We start from the raw sequence: 23,664 nt of genomic DNA on the forward strand, positions 1-23,664 counted from the left end.
CCCCCCCCCCCCCCCCCCCCCCCCCCCCCCCCCTGGGCCGGAGGCCCGAACAGCACGAAGGCCGGATACTCAGGAATTTCTTCCTACGTATCCGGCCTTCGAGAAACCTCAACTGAAGACAGCGTCAAGCCGTCAGCAATTTCGGGTGGCGATCCTTTTAGGGGATCAGATAGCGCGAACGCCTGTGGCCTGGGGGCCCTTCTGGCCCTGGCCGACCTCGAACTCCACGCGCTGACCCTCGTCGAGTGACTTGAAGCCAGTTCCCTGGATCTCCGAGTAGTGAACGAACACGTCAGGTCCGCCACCGTCCTGCTCGATGAAGCCGAAGCCCTTTTCGCCGTTGAACCACTTAACACTGCCCTGCGTCATACCGTAAACCTTCTGTAGCGAGCTGGACCTTCACGTCGAAGCTCCAATCTCATTTCCTGATCATGCCATCCAAACGCTCAATGCGATACGTCGGGGGCAAAAAAAATCGATAGCTCGGTTTTTCGGGCGGCGCGATAGCCTGTTCGAGGTGGATTCACATCATCACGACATCATCCGCCTCGCGTGGTCGCGGCGCCTCGGCCTGGAGGATTCGGCACTACGCCCCTCCCACCGCCACATCGAGATCGACGACAATGCGACGTCCGTCACATTCGTTCGTCTCGGCGACGCGAGCGCCCTCATCGGACCCGAAAGCGTGGTGTCCGCATCGCCGAACTCGTGGGCATCGAAGTACACGGACGACGAACTGTCCGAGCGCGGAGTACTCGGAGCGGTGGGCGCCGGACGCAGCCACGGCCCGATAATTCTGTACTTCGCCGGCGACATCGGCACGAGCATCGACCGTCACGACCCGCTGATCTCGCACGAACTGTCCCACGTGCTCGCGCTCGAAGCCCTGTGCGCTCCCGACGACGTCATTGCAGCCGAACTGACCCGCAAGCGATCGTGGTTCACGGTGCTCGGCGACGACGAACCAGCCGACACCGCTGCGCCGCTCGCGACCGCTGCCTACCTGGAATGGGAGGGCGTGCTCGCCGATCTCGGCGTGCTGACTGCGCCCGGTGCCCGACGGCAGGGCAACGGTCAGGTGGTCGCGCGCCTGGCCACCAACGACGCCTTCGACGAGGGCATGATTCCGCAGTGGCGCACCAACTCCGAGAACGGAACGTCCCGACGCCTCGCCGCACGGCTGGGTTACGAGGAATGGGGCGTGTTCGTGTCGGTCGAGCTCTCCGGTACGTAGGTTGAAGGTATGACGTATGTCGAGAACGGTGAGGAATTCACGCGCGACACCAACTACATCGAAACGCGCATCACCGCGGACGGTCGCGACGGCTATCCCGTCGAGCCCGGCCGCTACCGGCTGATCGCCGCGCGTGCGTGCCCGTGGGCGCATCGGTCGATCATCGTGCGGCGGCTACTCGGCCTGGAAAGTGCCATCTCACTGGGCATTCCGGGCCCGACCCACGACCCCCGCAGCTGGAACTTCGAGGAAGAACCGGGCGGAGTCGATGCGGTGCTGCAGATCCCGCGATTGCAGGACGCCTACTTCGCCCGCTTCCCCGACTATCCGCGCGGCATCACCGTGCCCGCGTTCGTCGAGATCGAGACGGGCAAGGTAGTCACCAACAACTACCCACAGATGACGCTCGACATGTCGACCGAGTGGACGCAGTACCACCGCGACGGCGCTCCCGCCCTATACCCCGAAGCGCTGCGCGGAGAGATCGACGAGGTCGCGGAAAGAGTGTTCCGCGAGGTGAACAATGGCGTCTACCGATGCGGGTTCGCCGGATCACAGAAGGCATACGACGAGGCCTACGACCGTCTGTTCACTGCCATGGACTGGCTCGTCGAGCGACTCACGAACCAGCGCTATCTCGTCGGCGACACGATCACCGAGGCCGACGTGAGACTCTTCACGACGCTCGTGCGATTCGACGCCGTCTACCACGGCCATTTCAAATGCAACCGCAGCAAACTGACCGAGATCCCGGTGCTGTGGAACTACGCCCGCGACCTGTTTCAGACACCGGGCTTCGGCGACACCGTCGACTTCGAACACATCAAGCGGCACTACTACGAGGTCCACACCGACATCAACCCCACCGGCATCGTCCCCCAAGGTCCGGACCTGCACGGGTGGCTGGAACCGCACGGTCGGGAACTACTGGGCGGCCGACCGTTCGGCGACGGCACTCCCCCGCCTCCGCCGCGGGCCGACGAGCTCGTTCCCGCCGATCACTGGGTGCCTGCGTAGGTTCCGAAGCTCCAGTGGACTCCCTCGGCGTCTCGGCAGGTGAAGCCGCGACTGCCGTAGTCCTCCTCGCGTAGCCCCCGGGTGAGCCGTGCACCGGCGGCCACGACGCGATCGTGAAGGGCGTCGGGGTCGGCGGTGACGACGTAGACGCAGCCCACTCCGGCGGGCAGGCCTGCGATCGCGCTGTCGGGCCGGACGCTGCCGAGCATCACCCCGCCGCCCTCCGGCCAGCGCAACTCGGCGTGGTCGACCTGTGCACCCTCGCCGTGCACAGCCACCTCCTCGAAGCCGAGCACATCGACGATGAATCGGATCGCGGCGTGCGCGTCCGAGTAGCTCAAGCACGGCCAGATGTTCGTTCTCGTATCGTTCATGCCCGCAATGCTGCCCGCGTCACTCGACCTGGTCTTGGACGAATGGGAACTGCTCGTTTCGACGCCAGCGCGAAGGCGACAACCCGGCTAGATCACGCCACTCCCGAGCCATGTGCGCCTGGTCGTAGTACCCGCATTGCGCGGCGACGTCGGCGAGCGGTGGGATGTCCAGGCGTCTGAGCACCTGGTGTGACCTGTCGAATCGGGCGATCCGCGCCGAGTCCTTCGGCCCGACGCCGAACTCTGCGGTGAAGCGGTTGACCAGATGCCGGCGGCTCCACCCGATCTGCGACGCCACATCACCGACGCGGGCCGTTCCACCCGTGTGCACCAACAGCCTCCACACCTCGGCGAGAGTCGGATCGAGCTCGCGCTCACCGAGGGACCGACACAGAATGTCGTCGACGATGTCGAATCGGCCACTCCACGAATCCTCTGCGGAGATCCGATCCGTCAACTCCCGCGCGTCGGGCAGCACTTCGCCCAGGTCGACCATCCAGTCACCCAGCGCCGACGTCGGTATGCCGAACAGCGCCCGCGCGCCGGCGGGCGTGAAGGACAGTTGAATGCCGTGTTGGGTACCGTCGTGCGCTATGGTCACCGGTTCGACCGAGATCCCGCTCGCGAGCGATTCGAACGCACACGCTCCTTGACGGGGTGAATCCGCGATGTCCAGCTGCGAATCGACAGTCAGGATCACGGTCAGGTTCGGACTCGGCAGGCCAACGTGAATTCCAGGTTCGAACCCCGACAGCCGGTAGCCGTCGTACGACGTCACATACGGACGCAGGCGTGCGGTGGGCAACCGCCGGGCACCGTCGGAGTGACCCAGCTGGACCTTGTCAGCCATGATCGCAGCGTAGAACCGTGAGCGAACGGGTAGCAATGGCTTCGAGGGCTTCGAAAGCCGGTACGACGAAACGAACGGGGACGGCCGATGGCTAAGAACAAGAAGGACGAGGTCGAGGTCATCAAGGAGGGCGGGCGGCTGGAGAAATCACTCGTCGCCATACTCGACAACGCCAGCCGTCTGCAGGGGCCTGCCGTCGAGAAGTACGTCGCATACATGCGTCGGGCACACCCGAACGACACACCTGCTCAGCTGATCGAGCGGTTGGAGAACCGATTCATCCTCGCCGTGACGGGAAGCGGAAGTGCCGTCGGCGGTGCTGCCGCCATTCCTGGGCTCGGTACCGTCGCCTCCCTCGCTGCGGTCGGCGCCGAAACCGCGTTCTTCATCGAGTCCTCGGCCCTTCTCACGCTGTCGGTGGCGTCCGTGCACGGCATCCCGGTGCATGACCACCAGCAGCGCCGCGCGCTCGTCCTGGCGGTCGCGCTGGGCGAATCGGGGATGCAGATCGTGCAGAAGACCGTGGGCAGCTCAGCGAAGAATTGGGGACCGTTGGTCATGTCGCGGATACCCGGCGGCGCGATGACGAACATGAACAAGTCGCTGGTCAAGAAGTTCGTCCAGAAGTACCTCGCGAAACGCAGCGCACTTCTGTTCGGCAAACTCCTGCCCGCAGGAATCGGCGCCGTCATCGGCGGGGCGGGCAACCGAGTCATCGGCAAGGGCGTCGTCCGCAATTCACGGGAAGCGTTCGGACCCGCTCCGAGGTCGTGGCCCGAAAGCCGAATCATCGAACCCGATCCCGATGGAATTCTCGAGCAACGTCGAGACGTTGAGTGAAGCCATGACCACCGACACACCTGACCTCGGCACGTTCGGCATCTGGCGACACTTCTCGGGCATCCCACCCGAGCTGGCTCGTCTGATCGAAACCTCCGGTTACGGCACTATCTGGCTCGGAGGCTCACCCCCGGAAGATCTCACCTCGGTAGAAGAGGTGCTCGACGCGACCGAGTCCGTGGTCGTCGCTACCGGCATCGTCAACATCTGGTCGGCAGCGGCACCCGCGGTTGCCGAGTCGTTCCACCGCATCGACAAGAAGCATCCAGGCAGGTTCCTCCTCGGAATCGGCGCCGGACACCCCGAGGCGACGCAGGAATATCAGAAGCCGTACGACGCCCTGGTGAGCTACCTCGACGCATTGGACGACGGCGGTGTCCCCGTCGAACGACGCGTTCTCGCTGCCCTGGGACCGAAGGTGCTGAAGCTGTCCGCCGATCGCAGTGCAGGTGCACACCCGTATCTGACGACGCCCGAACACACCGCCGAAGCACACGCAATCCTCGGCCCTGACAAGATTCTGGCGCCCGAGCACAAGGTCGTCCTCGAATCGGATCCGGTGAAGGCCCGAGAAATCGGCCGTCCGCCGGTGAACAATCCGTACCTGCACTTGCGGAACTACACGAACAACTTGAAGCGCCTCGGCTACTCCGAAGAAGAGATCGCAGACGGTGGCAGCGACCGACTGATCGACGCCCTCGTCGCCCACGGCGACGCCGATTCCATCGCCCGCCGGCTTCGCCAGCATCTCGACGCGGGCGCTTCGCACGTGACGCTGCACTCGCTGCCCGACGGCGACGACCCGTCACGGACCTATCGAGAAGTCGCAGCGGCGCTCCACTAGCCCGACAACTTCGGCAAAGCCGTAATCTCGTACCGAGCCGGTTCATCCGGCTCGGTACGAGTCGACATTCACGGTCCGCGGGGGGAATCGCTCATATGACGTACGGCTTCGGCGGTCACGCACTCGAAACGCACGGTCTCACCAAAAGTTTCGGAACGGTGCGCGCGGTCTCGGACCTGACGTTCGCCGTTCCCCGCGGCTCGATCACCGGGTTCCTCGGGCCGAACGGTTCGGGCAAGACCACCACGCTGCGGTTGATTCTGGGGTTGGCCAAGCCCACTGCCGGCGTCGGGCTGATCGCGGGTGCCCCGTTCTCGGCGCTGACCCACCCTGCGCGCACAGTCGGCGCAGTCCTCGACTCGCGAAGTCTTCACCCCAAGCGAACCGCCATCGGACATCTCGGTATCTTCGCCTCGGCGATCGGCGTTCCGGATTCCCGCGCGGACGAAGTACTCGGCCTGGTCGGACTCGCCGACGCCGCGAGACGCCATGTCGGCGCGTTCTCGCTGGGCATGCGGCAACGCCTGGCCCTGGCGACCGCACTGCTCGGTGATCCCGAAATTCTGGTGCTCGACGAGCCCGCCAACGGCCTCGACCCGGAAGGCATCGCCTGGCTGCGCGACTTCCTGAAGTCGTTCGCTGCGGGCGGTCGGACCGTGTTGATCTCGAGCCACCTGCTTCGCGAGATCGAAGCAACCGTCGACAACCTCGTGATCGTGAGCGCCGGATCTCTCGTCTACCAGGGATCCATCGAGCAGCTCCGCGCGTCGCGTCCCAGCCGAATTCTCGTCACCGTGTCGGATCCGGCTGCACTCGCCCTGGCGCTGGCATCCAATGGGGTCACCAACAGTCAGCTTCTTCCCGACGGCCGACTCGGGGTCGCCGGCAGCGACGCCGACACCATTGCGCGCGTCGCGAAAGAAGCCGACGTAACCGTGTTCGGAACCAGCCACGAACACGTCGACCTCGAACAGGTCTTCCTGTCGATGACGGCCGGCCAGTTCGCGGCACCACCACCCGGCCAGATGAGGCCCGGCCCGGCCTATCCCGGTCCCGTCGGCCCGGGCCAGCCCTACGGCCCTCCCCCCGCATACGGACAGCCGAGTTACGGACAGGCGAGCTACGGACCCCCACCCGGGTACGCGCCGGCCCCCAACTACGGACAACCGAACTACGGCCCACCGCCCGGGTACGGGCCACCACCGAATTACGGTCCACCGCCGGGGTACGCACCGCAACCTGGACAATCGACGTGGGACGGAGATCGACGATGACCACGGTGCTGACGTCGGAAATCCGCAAAGTAACCACGTTGAAGTTCTGGTGGGCGCTGGCCCTGCCTCCCGTCTTCGTCGGTATCTGTGCGAGTGCCATCTCCTCGGCCGTTGCCACCGGTGCAGACGAGATCACCAACGGGGACGTCGACGAGATCGTCGTTGTCGGATTGTTCGTGGCTCTCGGCTTCGCCATGCTGTTCGCCGCGGTGTTCTCGGCCGTCAACACGGGTACCGAGTTCCGTCACGACACGATCACCACGTCGTTCTTGACCACGTCCGGTCGCGATCGGGTCATCGGAGCGAAAGTCCTCGTGACGGCATTGTTTGCTCTCGGCTACGGGTTGGTCGTCTCGATCTGCAGCATTGCGTGCCTACTCCTGTTCACGGCCGGAACATTTTCGCTCACCGGCGACACCATGGCCTACGTCGCGGCCGGTCTGTTCGCGGTGGTCCTGTGGTCGCTGATCGGCTCCGGCCTCGGGTTGCTCTTCGGATCTCCGACGTGGCCGTCGATCGTCATCGTCGCGTGGTTCCCAGTCGGCGAGCTGATCACGCTCGGCATCTTGTCCGGCCTGGGTTTCGAGGGTGCCTGGCACATCACCCCGGCGTCGTTGACCATGTCGGTCACGGCAGCCGGCAACCTCGACGACGCCGGCGCGTTCGCCACGTGGCCGTGGGCCCCGATCGGTCTGACGGCGTGGGCTGCGTCCGCGCTCGCGGCAGGCTGGCTCAGAACACGGGAACGCGACATCAACTGATTTCGTGTCGGTAGCGCGGACTACCGTGAAAAAACGATGGTGACCAACGGTAACGACCAACGCGCGGCGGGGTGGATCCGTCGACTCTTCGCTCAGTGTTGGGTGCATCGCCGGACGGCTTCGGGAGCGCTCGCGGTCACGATGATCGCCGCAGTCATCGACATCTCGTTCCCCCTCTTGACGCGCGTTGCCATCGACGATGCGTCGGCAGGTGAAAGTGGCGCGATCCTCACCGTCGCGGCGGCCATCGGCGCTCTCGCCATTGTTCGATTCGGATGCCAGTTCGGCCGTCGACTACTTGCGGGCAGGCTGTCCATCGATGTCCAGCACGACCTTCGGCTCGGGCTTCTAGGTTCTCTACAGCGGCTCGACGGTCGGCGTCAGGACGAGATAAGGACCGGTCAGGTCGTCTCTCGGTCCATCACCGACCTGCAGTTGGTGCAGGGTCTGTTGGCGATGGTTCCACTGTCTGCGGGCGCGCTGCTGCAGTTCGTGCTGGCACTCGGCGTCATGGCCTACCTGTCACCATTGCTCACCGTCGTCGCGCTGCTGATCGTTCCTGGTGTGTCCCTCGTGGTGTACCGCATCCGGCCGAAGCTGTACGCCGCCACGTGGTCCGCCCAGCAACGCGCGGCCGACCTGGCGCAACACGTCGAGGAGACCGTCACCGGAGTTCGCGTCGTCAAAGGATTCGGCCAGGAGTCACGAGTCGTCGACAGGCTGGAGTCGCTTGGCCGCACGCTGTTCTCGGAGCGCATGCGGGCAGCGAGAATCAACTCCCGGTTCGCGCCATCGATGGCCGTTATCCCTCAGCTCGGTCTCGTGGGAGTCATCGCATTGGGCGGCTACCTCGCGATGCACGGTCACATCACCGTCGGGACCTTCCTTGCCTTCGCCACCTACGTCGCGACGCTGTCGGCGCTCACCCGCACGTTGTCGTCCGTCGTCATCATGGCGCAGCTATCGCGTGCCGCGATCGAGCGTGTGTACGACGTCATCGACACCGATCCGTCGGTGCCGGAGCCGGCACACCCGCTTCATCTACCCGACGGGCCACTCGGCCTCGATCTCGCCGCGGTCACCTTCGGTTTCGAACCCGATCGCGACATACTGCGCTCGTTCGATCTGACTGTCGCGCCCGGGGAAAGCGTCGCGATAGTCGGCCATGCAGGCGCAGGCAAGACCGCCCTGTCCCTGCTCCTTCCGCGGTTCTACAGCGCGCGCGAAGGGTCGGTCGCACTCACCTCGGACGGACAGCGATTCGACGTCGACCGAGTGAGCGCCGAGCAGCTGCGTGAGGCCGTGGGCCTCGTGTTCGACGAACCGTTTCTGTTCTCCGACACCATCGCCGCCAATATCGCACTCGGGCGTCCCGATGCTACCGCCGAGGAGATCGCCGACGCTGCCACGCTCGCCGAGGCCGCCGAATTCATCCAGGCCCTTCCCGAGGGATACGACTCGATCGTCGGCGAGCGAGGACTCACGCTCTCGGGCGGTCAGCGGCAACGCATCGCCCTTGCCCGCGCCCTACTGACCGACCCCCGAGTTCTGGTCCTCGACGACGCCACCTCGGCCGTCGACGCCGAAACGGAAGCCAAGATCTTCGATGCGCTTCGTCGCCTCCGCGAACGCACGACCATCGTCCTCGCACATCGCCGTTCGACCTTGACTCTCGCGGATCGCGTTGCAGTACTCGACAACGGCAAGATCCTCGACATCGGAACGGTGGACGAACTCGACCGTCGATGTCCTCTGTTCAGGACATTGCTCGCAACGGGAGACGTCGACGAGCCCGTGAAGTCCGCCGGCCCGAGCGTCCCCGAACCTCCCGGCACGGCTCTGTGGCCGGACACCGAACAGCAGTCGGACGATCAGCGGTCTGCCCCGCAGGCGGCGGGGAGCGGCGGACCCGTCTCGGGGGCGCTCGGCAACGTGGCGTCGACGCCTCAGATGCGGGCAGCCGTGGCCGCGCTTCCGCTGGCCGACGAGGATCCCACGTTCTCGGGGCCCGCCCTCCGCGCCGCGGACCCCCAGTTCCGGCTTGTCCGCCTGCTTTCACCAGTCGCACCGTTGCTTCTTGCGGTCGTCGTCCTGCTTGCGCTCGATTCCCTCGCGTCGATCGCGTTCCCGTCGATCGTCCGCTACGCCGTCGACGACGGCGTCTCTCGGGGCGACGCCGGTGCACTGTGGACGGCCACGACCATCGGAGTCGTTCTCGCGGTGGCAGGGTGGTTCGTCATAGCGGCGACGACCACCATCACTGCCCGCGCAGGCGAACGGGTGCTGTTCGGCCTCCGGGTGAGGAGCTATGCGCACATCCAGCGGCTCGGACTCGACTACTACGAACGTGAACTGTCCGGCCGGATCATGACACGGATGACTACGGACGTCGACGCGTTGTCCTCGTTCATTCAGACCGGTGCCTCGACCGCGGTGATCAGTCTGATCACCGTTCTCGGCATCTCGGCGGCACTGCTGTGGACCGACTTCTCGCTCGGCCTCGTCGCACTCGCCGTCGTGCCACCGCTGATCGTCGCAACCTTCGTGTTCAGAAGAATTTCCTCCGCCGCGTACTCGGAGTCGCGGGAACGAATATCGGCGGTCAATGCGGACTTCCAGGAGAACATCGCCGGGCTTCGGTCGGCACAGGCGTATCGGCGCGAGCAGTTCGCCGCAGATCGATTCGCCGAACGCGCAGACCGCTACCGAGTCAGCCGAATGCGGTCACAACGCGCGATCTCGGTGTTCTTCCCCTTCATCACGTTCCTGTCCGACCTCGCCCTGGCGCTCGTCGTCTTCGTCGGCGCCCATCAGGTCGCGGGCGGATCGACCTCGGCGGGAACCCTCGTCGCCTTCGTGCTGTATCTCGGTTTGTTGTTCGGCCCGATCCAGCAGCTCTCGCAGGTGTTCGACGGCTATCAGCAGGCGAGGGTGGGAGTAAGCCGAATCGGCGACCTGCTCCGCACACCGAGTTCGATCGAGGTGGCCTCGAATTCAGACACCGTGACGATCCCCGACGGTCATCTCCGGGGCGACGTTCGCTTCGAACGTGTCGGGTTTCGTTATGCCGGATCCGACACCGATGCGCTCAGTGAGGTCAATCTCACAATCCCCAGCGGCACTACCGTCGCCCTCGTCGGACAAACCGGTGCGGGCAAGTCCACGGTCGTGAAGCTGCTTGCGCGTTTCTACGATCCGACGTCCGGATCCGTGCGTGTCGACGGCACCGATCTTCGCGATTACCGACTGTCGGACTATCGCCGACGACTCGGTGTCGTGCCGCAGGAGGCCCACTTGTTCACCGGCGATATCGCCTCCAACATCGCCTTCGGAAAACCCGATGCGTCGCGCTCCGAGATCGAGGCTGCAGCGCGCGCAGTCGGCGCATTGGAGACCATCGCTGCACTTCGGGGCGGTATGCGGCAACCGGTGGGTGAACGCGGGCAGGGTCTGTCCGCAGGTCAGCGACAGCTGATCGCGCTGGCGAGGGCCGAACTCGTCGACCCCGATCTATTGCTGCTCGACGAGGCAACCGCCACACTCGACCCCGCGACCGAACGCAAGGTACTCGCAGCGAGCGAGAGACTGCTGCGCACACGCACCGCCGTGGTCGTTGCACACCGGTTGGCAACCGCGGCCAACGCCGACATGATCGTCGTCGTCGATCACGGACGTATCGTCGAAACCGGAACTCACGACGAATTGAGGGTCCGCGGCGGCTACTACGCCCGGCTGTGGGATGCGGCCGAAACGCGCGGCGGGAATAATTCGATAGTCCAAGGAGTAGTCAGCAATGAGGCCGATAGTTACTCGTGAGTACATACCACAGTCACGTCCCGGACGATCGCACTCCCTGCCTGAGGTCTAGCCTGGGTGTGTACGCGCGTTTGATCGGGAACGAAGAGAAGAATCGAGGCGAACTACTGCCGTGAGCAGCAGCTCCACTACCCAATTCGGACAAAATCAATGGCTGGTCGACGAGATGTACCAGCGTTTCAAGGTCGACCCGTCATCGGTCGATGCCAGCTGGCACGAATTCCTCACCGACTACAACCCGGACGCGCCGGCGGGTGACGAGACCGCGTCCGTTCCGAACGGCAGTACGCCTCCTTCCAACGGGAATTCCGCGCCGAAGGCCGCTGCGCCGAAAGCTGCAGCTCCGAAGGCCGCTGCGCCGAAAGCTGCAGCTCCGAAGGCCGCTGAGCCCAAGGCTTCAGCTCCTAAGGCTGCCGAGTCGAAGGTCTCTGCACCGAAGCCCGCCGAGACCAAGCCAGCTGAGAAGCCGGCGCCTACGTCCAAGCCTGCGACATCGAAGGCCGCGGGTGCCAATCCGTCCGCAACGGCCGCGAAGCCCGCTGTCGCCGCGTCCGCTGCGGAGGAATCCACCAAGGTTCTGCGTGGCGCCGCTGCTGCCGTCGCGAAGAACATGTCGGCGTCGCTGCAGATTCCGACCGCAACGAGTGTTCGCGCGATCCCGGCCAAGCTCATGGTCGACAACCGGCTCGTGATCAACAACCATCTCGCTCGTACGCGTGGTGGCAAGATCTCGTTTACTCACTTGCTCGGTTATGCCATCGTGCAGGCCGTCAAGGCGTTCCCCAACATGAACCGCCACTTCGCCGAGATCGACGGCAAGCCGAACGCAGTTACACCGGCCGCCACGAACCTCGGCCTGGCCATCGACTTGAAGGGCAAGGACGGAAGCCGCAACCTCGTCGTCGCCGCGATCAAGAACACGCAGGACTACTCGTTCACGCAGTTCTACAACGCATACGAGGACATCGTTCGCCGCGCACGCGACGGCAAGCTGACCGGCGAGGATTTCCAGGGCGTCACGCTGTCACTGACCAACCCGGGCGGAATCGGCACGGTGCACTCGGTGCCCCGTCTGATGAACGGTCAGGGCGCCATCATCGGTGCAGGCGCCATGGAGTACCCGGCCGAGTTCCAGGGCGCGAGCGACGAGCGGCTCGCTGAACTGGGCGTCGGCAAACTCATGACGCTGACCTCGACGTACGACCACCGCATCATCCAGGGTGCCGAGTCGGGCGACTTCCTTCGCACGATCCACAACCTGCTGATCAGCGACGAGTTCTACGACGAGATCTTCCATTCGCTGAAGATTCCGTACGAGCCGATCAGATGGCGCAAGGATCTTCCCGAAGGCATCGTCGACAAGAACACCCGCGTCCTCGAACTCATCGCCGCGTACCGCAACCGCGGCCACCTGATGGCCGACACGGATCCGTTGCAGTTCACCAAGGACAAGTTCCGGATGCATCCGGACCTCGACGTGATCAGCCACGACCTGACGTTGTGGGATCTCGACCGCGAATTCAAGGTCGGCGGATTCCACGGCAAGGACAAGATGCGTCTGCGGGACGTGCTCAGCGTTCTCCGTGACTCGTACTGCCGCCACGTCGGCGTCGAGTACACCCACATTCTCGAGACCGATCAGGTCGCGTGGCTGCAGGAACGCGTCGAAGCCACTCACGTCAAACCGACTGTGGCACAGCAGAAGTACATCCTCAGCAAGCTCAATGCCGCTGAGGCGTTCGAGACGTTCTTGCAGACGAAGTACGTCGGCCAGAAGCGCTTCTCGCTCGAAGGCGCCGAGTCCGTCATCCCGATGATGGATGCCGTCATCGACCAGAGTGCCGAGCATGCGCTCGACGAGGTCGTCATCGGCATGCCGCACCGTGGTCGCCTGAACGTTCTGGCGAACATCGTCGGCAAGCCCTACTCGAAGATCTTCACCGAGTTCGAGGGCAACATGAACCCGGCTGCCGCACACGGCTCCGGCGACGTGAAGTACCACCTCGGGGCCGAAGGCACCTACATCCAGATGTTCGGCGAGAACGACATCGCAGTCTCGTTGACCGCGAACCCGTCGCATCTGGAAGCCGTCGATCCGGTCCTGGAGGGACTCGTTCGCGCGAAGCAGGATCTGCTCGACAAGGGTGCAGGCGAGGGCGGATTCTCCGTTCTGCCCCTGATGCTCCACGGTGACGCGGCATTCGCGGGCCAGGGCGTCGTCGCGGAAACGTTGAACCTCGCGCTGCTGCGCGGCTACCGCACTGGCGGCACCGTGCACATCGTGGTCAACAACCAGGTCGGTTTCACCACCGCGCCGGAGCATTCGCGCTCCTCGGAGTACTGCACCGACGTCGCCAAGATGATCGGCGCGCCGATCTTCCACGTCAACGGTGACGACCCGGAAGCATGCGTTCGCGTCGCTCAGCTCGCCGTCGACTTCCGTGAGAAGTTCAACAAGGACGTCGTCATCGACATGATCTGCTACCGCAGGCGTGGACACAACGAGGGCGACGACCCCTCGATGACGCAGCCGGCGATGTACGACGTCATCGACACCAAGCGCAGCGTCCGCAAGAGCTACACCGAGTCCCTCATCGGCCGCGGCGACATCTCCCTCAAAGAGGCAGAGGACGCTCTTCGCGACTACCAGGGACAGCTCGAACGGGTCTTCAACGAGGTGCGCGAGCTCGAGAAGTACACCCCGGAGCCCAGCGAGTCGGTCGAACTCGACCAGCAGCTGCCCGCCAAGCTCACCACGGCGGTCGACAAGTCGGTTCTACACCGCATCGGCGACGCCTTCCTCGAGGTTCCCGACGGCTTCAACGTGCACCCGCGCGTCAAGCCCGTTCTGGAAAAGCGTCGGGAAATGGCGTACGAGGGCAAGGTCGACTGGGCCTTCGGCGAGCTGCTCGCGCTCGGTTCCCTCGTGGACGAGGGACGCAATATCCGTTTCTCAGGGCAGGACACCCGCCGCGGCACGTTCACCCAGCGTCACTCGGTCATCATCGACCGCAAGACGGGCGCCGAGTACACGCCGTTGCACAACCTCGGCAGCAAGAACCCCGGCAAGTTCATGGTCTACGACTCCGCTTTGAGCGAGTTCGCGGCCGTCGGGTTCGAGTACGGCTACTCCGTGGGCAACCCGGACGCACTCGTGCTGTGGGAGGCGCAGTTCGGTGACTTCGTCAACGGTGCGCAGTCCATCATCGACGAGTTCATCTCGTCCGGTGAAGCGAAGTGGGGTCAGCTCTCCGATGTCGTGCTGCTGCTGCCACACGGCCACGAGGGCCAGGGACCGGATCACACGTCCGGGCGTATCGAGCGCTTCCTGACGCTGTGCGCCGAGGGTTCCATGACGGTTGCCCTTCCGTCGACTCCGGCGAACTACTTCCACCTGCTGCGTCGTCACGCACGCGATGGCATCCGCCGGCCGCTCATCGTCTTCACACCGAAGTCGATGCTGCGGAACAAGGCTGCGGTGTCCAACATCGAGGACTTCACCGATGGCAAGTTCCACTCGGTGTTCGACGAGCCGACCTACGACACCGGCACCGGTGACCGCAGCAAGGTCAAGCGTGTCCTGATGGTGAGCGGCAAGCTCTACTACGAGCTTCTTGCCCGCAAGCAGAAGGACAACCGCGAAGATGTTGCCATCGTGCGCATCGAGCAGCTGTACCCGATTCCGACCCGTCGGATCACCGAGGCGATCAACAGCTACCCGAACGCCACCGAGTTTCGCTGGGTCCAGGAGGAGCCGGCAAACCAGGGTGCGTGGCCGTTGTTCGGGCTGGCATTCCCGGAGCTCATGCCCGACGTCCTGAGCGGAATCAAGCGAGTCTCGCGTCGTGCGATGTCCGCTCCGTCCTCGGGCTCGAGCAAGGTCCACGCCGTCGAGCAGCTCGAAATCATCGACGAGGCGTTCTCCGGCGTCGGCGAGTAGTTACACCCGCCAATCTCTGCAGCGAACGGCGCATTCAGTCACCTCACGGGGTGATCGAATGCGCCGTTCGCTGTTTTTTGTGTGGCCCACCATCGCTTGAATGGTCCACCCATACGATCAGATAGCTAGCCGGTGACATTCAAGCGGACCGGGCGACCAGCGGACCGGGCGACCAGCGGACCGGGGCGGCCGACCTCAGTCCGCCGCTGCACCTGTCCCGAGGAGCCCCGCGATCATGCTCGGCGCGAGGGCCAGGGCGGGGAGGGCTCCGACGTTGAGTTCGATGAGATCGTCCCTGCTGATCTGAGGGTTGCGCAGCCACGAGATGGTGGCCTCCTCGACGAATGCGATCCAGCCTCGTACTGCTAGTTCCGTGGTTGGGTTGGCCTCGACGTTCAGCGTGTACAGGTTCGCGACGGTTCGGTCGGCCATGGTCGTGCGGGTCTGTTCGAATACCTGGCGCATGTCGGGGTCTCCCGTCGCCGATCCACGGAGCAGTGAGATGAACGTTTCACGATTTTCGGTGACGTAGTCGACGTAGTTCGCAATCGAATCCCGCAGAGTTTCGTAGGGTTCGAGGGTCATATCCGGTGCTGTGCGCTCGAGCATCGTCTTGCTTGCTTCGCGGACGATCGCGAGGTGAAAGTCCTGCTTCGACGAGAAGTAGTGGAACAGCAACCCACGCGAGACTCCGGCCTGATCGGCGATGTCTTCGACGGATACTTGCTCCAGTGGGCGGTCCGCCAGCATTTCCGTGCCGAGTTCGATCAGCTGGGCACGCCGCTCTTCCGGGCTCATCCGCGTTCGCTTGGCAGCTGGGTTGTTCACGATCGCCATGCAACCAGCTTACTGAATGTTAGTCAATAACTATTGACTCACACTCAGTAAGCTCCTATTCTCGTTTGCATGAGTCTTTCCGTAACAGATACTTCGGAGCGCGTGACGGCCCCGCGCCAGGTCGACACAATCATCATCGGCAGCGGTTTCGCCGGCCTCGGGGCAGCGATCAAGCTGACCCAGAAAGGCAAGAACAACTTCCTCGTACTCGAACGAGGCAGCGATGTCGGCGGAACGTGGCGCGACAACACGTACCCGGGCGCAGCGTGCGACGTGCCGTCTCACCTGTACTCGTATTCGTTCGCGCTCAACCCGGACTGGACTCGGTCGTTCTCGACTCAGCCGGAGATCCAGAAGTACATCTCCTCTGTTGCACGCAAGTACAACGTCCTGGGCAAGCACGTCTTCAACTCCGACGTCACGTCAGTGATCTGGGACGAGAACACGCACCGCTGGAACATCGTCGCGAGCACCGGCGAGTACACGGCCAAGGTCGTCGTCACCGCCGTCGGCGCTCTGTGCGAGCCGAACCTCCCCCCTATCAAGGGCATCGAAGGATTCGAAGGCGACGTCTTCCACTCTGCACAGTGGAACCACGATGTCTCACTTGCAGGCAAGCGTGTCGCGATCATCGGCACGGGTGCGTCGGCGATCCAGATCGTGCCCGCCATCGCGGACAAGGTGGAGCGTCTCGACGTGTACCAGCGCACCGCACCGTGGATCCTCCCCCGCTTCGATCGCGAATACACCGGCATCGAGAAGTTCGCCTTCAAGCGCATTCCCGGTTTCCAGCGACTGTCCCGCACCGCAATCTATGCGGCTCGCGAAACTCAGGTCGTCGGCCTGGCGAAGAAGCCCGCCCTGATGCGGATCTTCGAGGTCATCGCCAAGCAGCAGATCAGCAAGGGCATCAAGGACAAGTCGCTGCGCAAGAAGGTCACGCCGAACTTCCGCATCGGTTGCAAGCGCATGCTGATCTCGAATGCGTACTACCCCGCACTCGATCGATCCAACGTCGACCTCGTCACCGACGGCATCGCCGAGGTCAAGGCGAACTCCATCGTCTCCGCCGATGGCACCGAACGACAGATCGACGCACTCATCGTCGCCACCGGTTTCCACGTCACGGATTCGCCCGCTTACCAGGGCATTTACGGCAAGGGCGGAAAGACGCTCGCGCAGACCTTCGAAGAAGAAGGACAGCAGGGATACAAGGGCGCCGCAGTCGCGGGCTTCCCGAACATGTTCTTCCTCGTCGGGCCGAACACCGGACTCGGGCACACCTCGATGGTGTTCATGATCGAGTCGCAGCTCAACTACGTCATCGACGCCCTCGACACGATCGAGAAGCACGACATCGGCGTCATCGAGGTCCGCAAGGACGTTCAGGACGACTACAACGCCGACCTGCAGGATCGCATGGCGGACAGCGTCTGGATGAACGGCGGCTGCGCCAGCTGGTACCTCGACAAGCACGGAAACAACACCACCCTGTGGCCGGACTTCACGTTCCGATTCCGCAGCATCACCAGAAAGTTCGACCTCGCGGCGTACCGTAGCGTCGCAGCATCCGATCTACCCATCGCAGGCAGCGAAGTTGCTGCCCTTTCCGACAGCAAGGTCGTCGCCAAATGAACGCTTTCGCAGGCAAGGTTGCCGTAGTCACCGGCGCGGGCTCCGGTATCGGACGCGCCCTCGCGCTCAATCTCGCCGAACGCGGTGCCAAGCTGGCGCTGTCGGACGTCGACATGAACGGTCTGGAAGAAACTGTCCGCCAGGTCGAAGCACTCGGCGGTGAGGTTGCCTCACAGTTCCTCGACGTGTCGCAGCGCGAGACTGTCCTCGACTACGCGGACACGGTGAAGGCGCGGTTCGGCAAGATCAATCAGATCTACAACAATGCGGGCATCGCGTACCACGGCGACGTCGAGGCGTCCTCGTTCAAGGACATCGAGCGGATCGTCGACGTCGACTTCTGGGGAGTCGTCAACGGCACCAAGGCTTTCCTTCCGCACCTGCAGGAATCCGGCGACGGACACATCGTCAACATCTCCAGTCTCTTCGGACTGCTGGCGATGCCGTCGCAGGCTGCCTACAACGCTGCCAAGTTCGCCGTCCGCGGCTTCAGCGAGGCACTTCGGATGGAGCTGCTGATCTCGAAGGCCCCGGTCAAGATGACCGTCGTGCACCCCGGCGGCATCAAGACCGCCATTGCACGCAACGCCACCGTCGCCGAGAACTACGACCAGCAGTCGGTTGCCAAATTCTTCGACGCGAAGCTCGCCAAGACGACCCCTGATCAGGCTGCCAAGACAATCCTCAAGGGCGTCGAGAAGGGCAAGGGCCGCGTGCTCATCGGCTCCGACGCAATCGCACTCGACCTGTTTCAGCGCATCACCGGATCGAAGTACCAGCGCGTGATCGCAGTCGTCGCGAACCGCGTCATGCCGCGAAAGAAGTAGCGATGAAATCCTTCTACCTGCCACTTCCACTGGTCAGAACGGCTCTGAAGCCTTTCTACCGGTTCGCGCTCGATGCTCGGCTCCCCATCGGGGTTCAGCGCAAGATCCTCGACCTCGGCGCTCCGATCCAGACAATGCCGGACGGCGCGGTGGTTCAGTCGTTGACGTTGGCCGGACGTAGAGCGGAACGGGTCACCGTCGGTGCTACCGAACGAGACACCGCGGTGCTGTATCTGCACGGCGGTGCGTACACCATCGGATCGATGGCTACCCATCGCTCGCTGGCAGCGCATCTCGCCCGCGAATCTGCAAGCGCTGTATATGTTCTCGACTATCGACTGGCCCCCGAGAACCCGTACCCGGCCGGTTTGAACGACGCCGTCGCTGCCTACCGCGAACTGCTGAAGTTGCACGGCTACACCGCGGATCGTGTTGCAATCGCCGGTGATTCGGCGGGCGGAGGGCTCACGGTCGCAACCGCACGCCATCTCGTCGACGACGGCGTGAATCCTGCTGCACTCGGCTTGATCTCACCATGGGTGGATCCGGCCGCTCGGGACGCGATGTTCGATCGGGATCTCGTCGTCAACACTGCCTGGTCGTTCGCGGCGGCCGTTGCGTACCTCGGCGACGGCGATCCGCTGGACCAGGGGTACGCCCCGCTGCAGGGCGATCTCACCGGCTTGCCGCCGATCGTCATGCATGTCGGGACGTCCGAGGTTCTCTACCCGCAGATCGTGGCTTTTCACGACAAGCTGCTGCTGTCGAGCGTCGAGGTCGAGTACGTCGAATACGAAAAGCTCTGGCACGTAGCGCATCTGCAGGCTTCGATCCTGCGTGAAGCCGCCCAGGCCGTGCACCACATGGGGGCATTCCTCGGGGCGCGGGTCCGGACGTCAGAGGTTGTGCTCGCCGAGCCATCGAGCAGCGACATCGCCTGAGTTCTCACCACTGCGGACCTCGCCGATCATCTCGGCGAGGTCCGCAGTGGTCAGCTCACCTGCAACGACACTGAGCGTCGCGAACGCAGCATCGTCGAGCGCACCGTCGCGCATGAGCGGGACGACATTCTGCGCGGCAAATGCCGACTCGTCGTCGTCCAGGGTCGACAGGCCGGCTGCGAGTGGCCCGAACGACGCCGTCCTCAGCGCCAACGCATCGATTTCACCGGAGTCCAGACCGCTGACCGCCGATTCCGAGTCCGGGTAGACCATGAACTCCGTGAACGAACATCCGTACACGGGTCCCAGCCGCATTCCGATATCCAACGGCTCGGTGCCGGCCGACGCGTCGTTCGAGTTCTCGACGATTCCGACGACAGCATCGCTACAACTCGGCGCGAAGTCCGACAGTGACGACGCCTCCGCGAACGGTCCGCTGGGCGACACGGCGATGGCGATCCGGTCTTCGGCGAGTGCGTAGTCCCCCACCGACAGTCCCTCGGGCAGCGACCTGTTCAGGTCGACGAAGACGTCCTCGGCTTCGGTAGCACCGGACAGAGAGTCGAACGTGTGCAGAAGCTCCCCGGTGAAGTCCGGCACGAGCGATACCTCTCCGCCGTCGAGTGCGGCAAGGTAATCGCTGCGTTCGCCCAGATCTTCCTTCACTGCGACCGTGACTCCAGCAGAGCGAACCGCACCTGCGTAGATGTGCGCCAGCACTACCCCGGTGACGTTCTCGCCCGCCCCGACGACGACCGTCGCGCGCTCCTGGGTGTCCGCGGCACACCCGGCCAACGTCAGAGCAACGATCGCCGCTGTGAGCACTCTCGGCGCCGACCCGATCACAGAAACTCCATTCCACCTGCTCACGCAGCAGGTTTACCGATTGCGATCGCCGGGAACAGAAGCGAACGAGATAGTCATCGCACCAACCCTATGACTATGCTCGTAGACCCGGTTCGACCACACCCCAGCGAGCCCCGCCGGAAGGGATTCACTTGAACATCACCAGAACTGTGCGAGCCGTCGCTGCACTTTCCGTCACTGCAGTAGTCCTGACCGCGTGCGGCGGCAACAGTGATCCTCTGTCTTCCGGCGGCGGCGAGACCGACAGCGATCCCAATTCGATCGTGATCGGTTCGGCCAACTTCCCCGAATCCGAGACCGTGGCGAACATCTACGCCGAAGCCCTGCGCGCCAACGGCTTCGAGGTGAGCACCAAGCTCAACATCGGCAGCCGTGAAGCCTACATCCCGGCAGTGCGCGACGGATCGATCGACCTGATCCCCGACTACACCGGCAACCTCCTGCAGTACTTGGACGAGTCCGCGACCGCGACCTCCTCCGAGGACGTCCTCGCGGCACTGCCCGACGCACTCGGCTCGGATCTGACTGTCACGGCGCAAGCCCCCGGCGAGGACAAGGATGCCGTCGTCGTGACCAGGGCTACGGCAACCGACCGCAACCTGACCACTATCGGCGACCTCGCTCCCTTCTCCGCGGACGTCACCTTCGCGGGCACGCCGGAGTTCCAGGAGCGCGTCGGCGGACTCCCCGGATTGAAGGCCAAGTACGGCTTGGACATCGCCCCCGGAAACTACGTTCCGATCTCCGACGGTGGCGGGCCTGCCACTGTCGAGGCGCTGGTGTCCGGACAGGTTGTCGCCGCCGACATCTTCACCACTGCACCATCGATTGCAGCGAACGACCTCGTGGTGCTCGAAGATCCGGAGAACAACTTCGCCGCCCAGAACATCATCCCGGTGCTCAACACGTCCAAGCAGTCGGACAAGCTCACACAGGTTCTCGATGCGGTCTCCGCTCAGATCACCACCGAGGAATTGATCGCTCTCAACACTTCCGTGTCCGGTGACGCGAAGGTCGAACCAGCCGCAGCCGCCAAGGCCTGGGTGGCGGACAAGGGATTGGACCAACCGGTCAGCTGATGATCACATTCGACGGAGTCGGCAAGACCTATCCGGACGGCACCACCGCGGTCGACAGTCTGGACCTGGTGATCGAGCCCGAATCGTTCACCGTGTTCGTCGGGCCCTCCGGATGCGGCAAGACCACCTCGATGCGCATGATCAATCGGATGATCACCCCCACCTCGGGAGTGATCACCGTCGACGGCCGCAACATCGCCGAGACCGACGCCGTGAAGCTGCGGCGCGGAATCGGCTACGTCATTCAAAGTGCGGGGCTGTTGCCTCACCGCACCGTCGTGGACAACGTCGCGACGGTGCCGGTGCTGCGTGGCGAATCCAGGCGCGCCGCACGCAAAGCCGCGCTCGGCGTACTCGAAAGAGTCGGACTCGATCCGGCATTCGCATCGCGGTATCCGGCGCAGCTGTCGGGCGGCCAACAGCAGCGGGTCGGGGTTGCGCGCGCTCTCGCTGCCGATCCGCCGATCTTGTTGATGGACGAGCCGTTCAGCGCAGTCGATCCGGTGGTTCGTGAGGACCTGCAGACCGAGATGCTTCGTCTGCAAGCAGATTTGAAGAAGACCATCGTATTCGTCACCCACGACATCGACGAAGCCGTCCGTCTCGGAGACAACATCGCCGTCTTCGGACCTCAGGGACGCCTACAGCAGTACGACAAGCCTGCAACGATACTCTCTGCTCCCGCAACATCTTTCGTGGCTTCGTTCGTCGGCCGTGACCGAGGCTATCGAGGGCTGTCGTTCCGCTCGGCCCACTCGGTCACGATGCATCCGATCGACACGGCAACGGAAAGCGACGTCCGCAGTCTTCGCCTGGAACAGAGACAATGGGTCCTCGTGGTCGATTCCGAGCGTCGTCCACTCGGCTGGATCGACGCCACCGGGGTCGAGAAGGTCCGAGACGGTCGCCCCCTCGACGACAGCACCGCAGCGGGTGGTTCGCTCTTCACTGAAGGTGGCGACCTACGCCAAGCACTCGACTCGGCCATCTCGTCTCCGTCGGGAATCGGTGTCGCGATCGATTCCACCGGAGCCGCCGTCGGAGGCGTCGACGCCGCAGAGATTCTCGAACACCTTGCCGTGCAACGTAGATCCGAGGACGAAGAGCGCAATCGGCATCACTTCAGCAACGAGGACACCCCACAGTGACGTGGCTCGTCGACAATTTCGACGTCGTCCTCGGGTACACCAAGACACACCTGTACCTTTCGCTCGTTCCGTTGCTCATCGGACTGATCATCGCGATTCCGGTGGGCACCGTCATCCGAAATGCGCACTGGGTCCGAAAAGTCACGATGACGGTGGCCAGCATCGCGTTCACGATCCCGTCGCTGGCTCTGTTCGTCACCATTCCTGCTGTTGTCGGCCTACCGGTGCTCGATCCGCTCAACGTCGTCATCGCGCTGGCGGTGTACTCGACTGCGCTGCTCATCAGGGCTGTCCCCGAGGCGTTGGACTCGGTACCGTTCGCGGTCGTCGATTCCGCCGAGGCCATGGGGTATTCGTCGTTGCGTCGAGCCGTGGCCGTCGAACTGCCACTGTCGCTTCCGGTTCTGATCGCGAACATCAGAGTAGTCGCGGTCACCAACATCTCTCTCGTGTCGGTGGGTTCGGTGATCGGCATCGGCGGTCTCGGCCAGTTGTTCACGCAGGGATATCAGCGTGACTACCCCGATCAGATCGTCGCGGGCATCATCTCCATCGTCTTTCTGGCCCTGGTGTTCGACGCGGGCCTGTATCTGCTCGGCCGAAAGCTGACACCGTGGACTCGCCTGGGGACGGTCTCGACGAAGAAGGCGCGGGCATGAATCTGTTCTCGGAGGCGTTCTCCTACATCGTCGACGGCGCAAACTGGGCCGGGCCCACGGGAATCGGCGCCCGAATCATCGAACACGTCTGGTACAGCCTGCTCGCCATCGTGCTGTCGGCCATCATCGCGATTCCGATCGGGTTGCTCATCGGTCACCTGCGCAAAGGTGAAGCGGTCATCGTCGGGCTCGTCAATGCACTTCGATCGCTACCGACTCTCGGCATCCTGGTGTTTCTGGTGCTCGTCATCGGTCTCGGTCTCGTGCCCCCGATCATCGCATTGGTGCTCCTCGGCATTCCGCCTCTGCTCGCCGGGACTTACTCCGGCATCGCACACGTCGACGACAACGTGGTCGATGCCGCCAGGGCGATGGGAATGACCGAATTGCAAGTGCTCTTTCGCGTCGAGATTCCGAATGCGTTGCCACTGATAATCGGCGGATTGCGAAACACCACTCTGCAGATCATCGCCACTGCTACCGTCGCGGCGTACGTCAACCTCGGTGGCCTCGGTCGCTACATCTTCGACGGTCTCGCGCTGTACGACTACGGACGTGTGCTGGTCGGAGCGATCCTCGTTGCGCTGCTGACCCTGATCATCGACGGCCTACTCGCCCTTGCGGTCTGGGCCTCGGTCCCCGGCACTGGTCGGCTCAGGGCAAAGATCAAGGTGTAGTCGCTCCCGGACTGGAAACCCGAAACGCCCCGAACCACAGCCCG

At 63.8% G+C, this 23,664-nt stretch carries 20 protein-coding genes; 15 read left to right on the top strand and 5 right to left on the bottom strand.

All coding sequences use genetic code 11. The features are described 5' to 3' along the window. Positions 1 to 165: 165 nt before the first annotated feature. On the bottom strand, positions 166 to 369 hold the full coding sequence (locus ACODSO_RS22190; protein ID WP_068369974.1) for a cold-shock protein: 204 nt from the start codon (positions 367 to 369) through the stop codon (positions 166 to 168). Positions 370 to 517: 148 nt separating this feature from the next. Here ACODSO_RS22190 and ACODSO_RS22195 point away from each other — a divergent pair, with 148 nt between their 5' ends. Together ACODSO_RS22195 and ACODSO_RS22200 are read left to right on the top strand one after the other, a co-directional pair. Next, positions 518 to 1,234 (top strand): GNAT family N-acetyltransferase, encoded by a 717-nt coding sequence (locus ACODSO_RS22195; RefSeq protein WP_489038836.1) that lies wholly within the window; start codon positions 518 to 520, stop codon positions 1,232 to 1,234. A 9-nt stretch (positions 1,235 to 1,243) separates the two neighbouring features. Continuing rightward, positions 1,244 to 2,251 carry a glutathione S-transferase family protein gene (locus ACODSO_RS22200; protein ID WP_489038837.1) on the top strand — a complete coding sequence of 336 codons (1,008 nt, stop codon included), beginning with the start codon at positions 1,244 to 1,246 and terminating at the stop codon, positions 2,249 to 2,251. On the opposite strand, the gene ACODSO_RS22205 is transcribed toward ACODSO_RS22200, so the two are convergent. Both ACODSO_RS22205 and ACODSO_RS22210 read right to left on the bottom strand, forming a co-directional pair. Continuing rightward, positions 2,233 to 2,625: a VOC family protein gene (locus ACODSO_RS22205; protein WP_489038838.1), complete on the bottom strand. Its 393-nt coding sequence runs from the start codon at positions 2,623 to 2,625 to the stop codon at positions 2,233 to 2,235. The two genes, ACODSO_RS22200 and ACODSO_RS22205, sit on opposite strands and share 19 nt — an antisense overlap. Before the next feature lie 19 nt (positions 2,626 to 2,644). Further along, positions 2,645 to 3,475: a helix-turn-helix domain-containing protein gene (locus tag ACODSO_RS22210; protein ID WP_489038839.1), complete on the bottom strand. Its 831-nt coding sequence runs from the start codon at positions 3,473 to 3,475 to the stop codon at positions 2,645 to 2,647. 87 nt (positions 3,476 to 3,562) lie between these two features. Here ACODSO_RS22210 and ACODSO_RS22215 point away from each other — a divergent pair, with 87 nt between their 5' ends. The 6 genes from ACODSO_RS22215 (at position 3,563) to ACODSO_RS22240 (ending at position 14,950) form a co-directional block, all read left to right on the top strand. Beyond that, positions 3,563 to 4,315 (top strand): hypothetical protein, encoded by a 753-nt coding sequence (locus tag ACODSO_RS22215; protein ID WP_068369987.1) that lies wholly within the window; start codon positions 3,563 to 3,565, stop codon positions 4,313 to 4,315. A gap of 4 nt (positions 4,316 to 4,319) precedes the next feature. Then, positions 4,320 to 5,159 (top strand): LLM class F420-dependent oxidoreductase, encoded by an 840-nt coding sequence (locus ACODSO_RS22220; protein ID WP_489038840.1) that lies wholly within the window; start codon positions 4,320 to 4,322, stop codon positions 5,157 to 5,159. Between the two features lie 95 nt (positions 5,160 to 5,254). Further along, positions 5,255 to 6,433, top strand: coding sequence for an ABC transporter ATP-binding protein (locus ACODSO_RS22225; RefSeq protein WP_489038841.1), 1,179 nt, complete (start codon positions 5,255 to 5,257; stop codon positions 6,431 to 6,433). Continuing rightward, on the top strand, positions 6,430 to 7,194 hold the full coding sequence (locus ACODSO_RS22230) for an ABC transporter permease (protein ID WP_489038842.1): 765 nt from the start codon (positions 6,430 to 6,432) through the stop codon (positions 7,192 to 7,194). The genes ACODSO_RS22225 and ACODSO_RS22230 overlap by 4 nt, the downstream gene beginning before the upstream one ends. A 36-nt stretch (positions 7,195 to 7,230) precedes the next feature. After that, positions 7,231 to 11,010 (top strand): ABC transporter ATP-binding protein, encoded by a 3,780-nt coding sequence (locus ACODSO_RS22235; RefSeq protein ID WP_489038843.1) that lies wholly within the window; start codon positions 7,231 to 7,233, stop codon positions 11,008 to 11,010. Positions 11,011 to 11,122: 112 nt separating this feature from the next. After that, complete coding sequence (locus ACODSO_RS22240) at positions 11,123 to 14,950, top strand: multifunctional oxoglutarate decarboxylase/oxoglutarate dehydrogenase thiamine pyrophosphate-binding subunit/dihydrolipoyllysine-residue succinyltransferase subunit (protein ID WP_489038844.1); 3,828 nt, start codon at positions 11,123 to 11,125, stop codon at positions 14,948 to 14,950. A 195-nt stretch (positions 14,951 to 15,145) separates the two neighbouring features. Here the strand turns inward: ACODSO_RS22240 and ACODSO_RS22245 are convergent, their stop codons facing one another. Continuing rightward, positions 15,146 to 15,787, bottom strand: coding sequence for a TetR/AcrR family transcriptional regulator (locus tag ACODSO_RS22245; RefSeq protein WP_489038845.1), 642 nt, complete (start codon positions 15,785 to 15,787; stop codon positions 15,146 to 15,148). Positions 15,788 to 15,856: 69 nt separating this feature from the next. Here ACODSO_RS22245 and ACODSO_RS22250 point away from each other — a divergent pair, with 69 nt between their 5' ends. From ACODSO_RS22250 to ACODSO_RS22260, 3 genes are read left to right on the top strand one after another with little or no spacing between them, the layout of a single operon-like run. Then, on the top strand, positions 15,857 to 17,422 hold the full coding sequence (locus ACODSO_RS22250) for a flavin-containing monooxygenase (protein WP_489038846.1): 1,566 nt from the start codon (positions 15,857 to 15,859) through the stop codon (positions 17,420 to 17,422). Beyond that, entirely contained in the window at positions 17,419 to 18,249 is an 831-nt protein-coding gene (locus tag ACODSO_RS22255; RefSeq protein WP_489038847.1) for an SDR family NAD(P)-dependent oxidoreductase, read from the top strand. The genes ACODSO_RS22250 and ACODSO_RS22255 overlap by 4 nt, the downstream gene beginning before the upstream one ends. A 2-nt stretch (positions 18,250 to 18,251) precedes the next feature. Beyond that, positions 18,252 to 19,190, top strand: coding sequence for an alpha/beta hydrolase (locus ACODSO_RS22260; RefSeq protein ID WP_489038848.1), 939 nt, complete (start codon positions 18,252 to 18,254; stop codon positions 19,188 to 19,190). On the opposite strand, the gene ACODSO_RS22265 is transcribed toward ACODSO_RS22260, so the two are convergent. After that, positions 19,146 to 20,060 carry a glycine betaine ABC transporter substrate-binding protein gene (locus tag ACODSO_RS22265; RefSeq protein ID WP_489038849.1) on the bottom strand — a complete coding sequence of 305 codons (915 nt, stop codon included), beginning with the start codon at positions 20,058 to 20,060 and terminating at the stop codon, positions 19,146 to 19,148. The two genes, ACODSO_RS22260 and ACODSO_RS22265, sit on opposite strands and share 45 nt — an antisense overlap. 128 nt (positions 20,061 to 20,188) lie before the next feature. On the opposite strand from ACODSO_RS22265, the gene ACODSO_RS22270 reads away from it, so the two are divergent. From ACODSO_RS22270 to ACODSO_RS22285, 4 genes are read left to right on the top strand one after another with little or no spacing between them, the layout of a single operon-like run. After that, positions 20,189 to 21,136, top strand: a complete 948-nt coding sequence (locus ACODSO_RS22270; protein ID WP_489038850.1) for an ABC transporter substrate-binding protein — start codon at positions 20,189 to 20,191, stop codon at positions 21,134 to 21,136. After that, complete coding sequence (locus ACODSO_RS22275; RefSeq protein WP_489038851.1) at positions 21,136 to 22,284, top strand: ABC transporter ATP-binding protein; 1,149 nt, start codon at positions 21,136 to 21,138, stop codon at positions 22,282 to 22,284. Before ACODSO_RS22270 ends, ACODSO_RS22275 begins: the two co-directional genes overlap by 1 nt. Beyond that, the gene (locus tag ACODSO_RS22280) at positions 22,281 to 22,943 is read left to right on the top strand and encodes an ABC transporter permease (RefSeq protein ID WP_489038852.1); all 663 of its coding nucleotides are present in this window, start codon (positions 22,281 to 22,283) and stop codon (positions 22,941 to 22,943) included. The genes ACODSO_RS22275 and ACODSO_RS22280 overlap by 4 nt, the downstream gene beginning before the upstream one ends. Continuing rightward, on the top strand, positions 22,940 to 23,620 hold the full coding sequence (locus tag ACODSO_RS22285) for an ABC transporter permease (RefSeq protein WP_489038895.1): 681 nt from the start codon (positions 22,940 to 22,942) through the stop codon (positions 23,618 to 23,620). Before ACODSO_RS22280 ends, ACODSO_RS22285 begins: the two co-directional genes overlap by 4 nt. The last annotated feature ends 44 nt before the right edge of the window (positions 23,621 to 23,664 follow it).

The sequence above is a fragment of the Rhodococcus sp. FG69 genome (genome assembly GCF_057808915.1).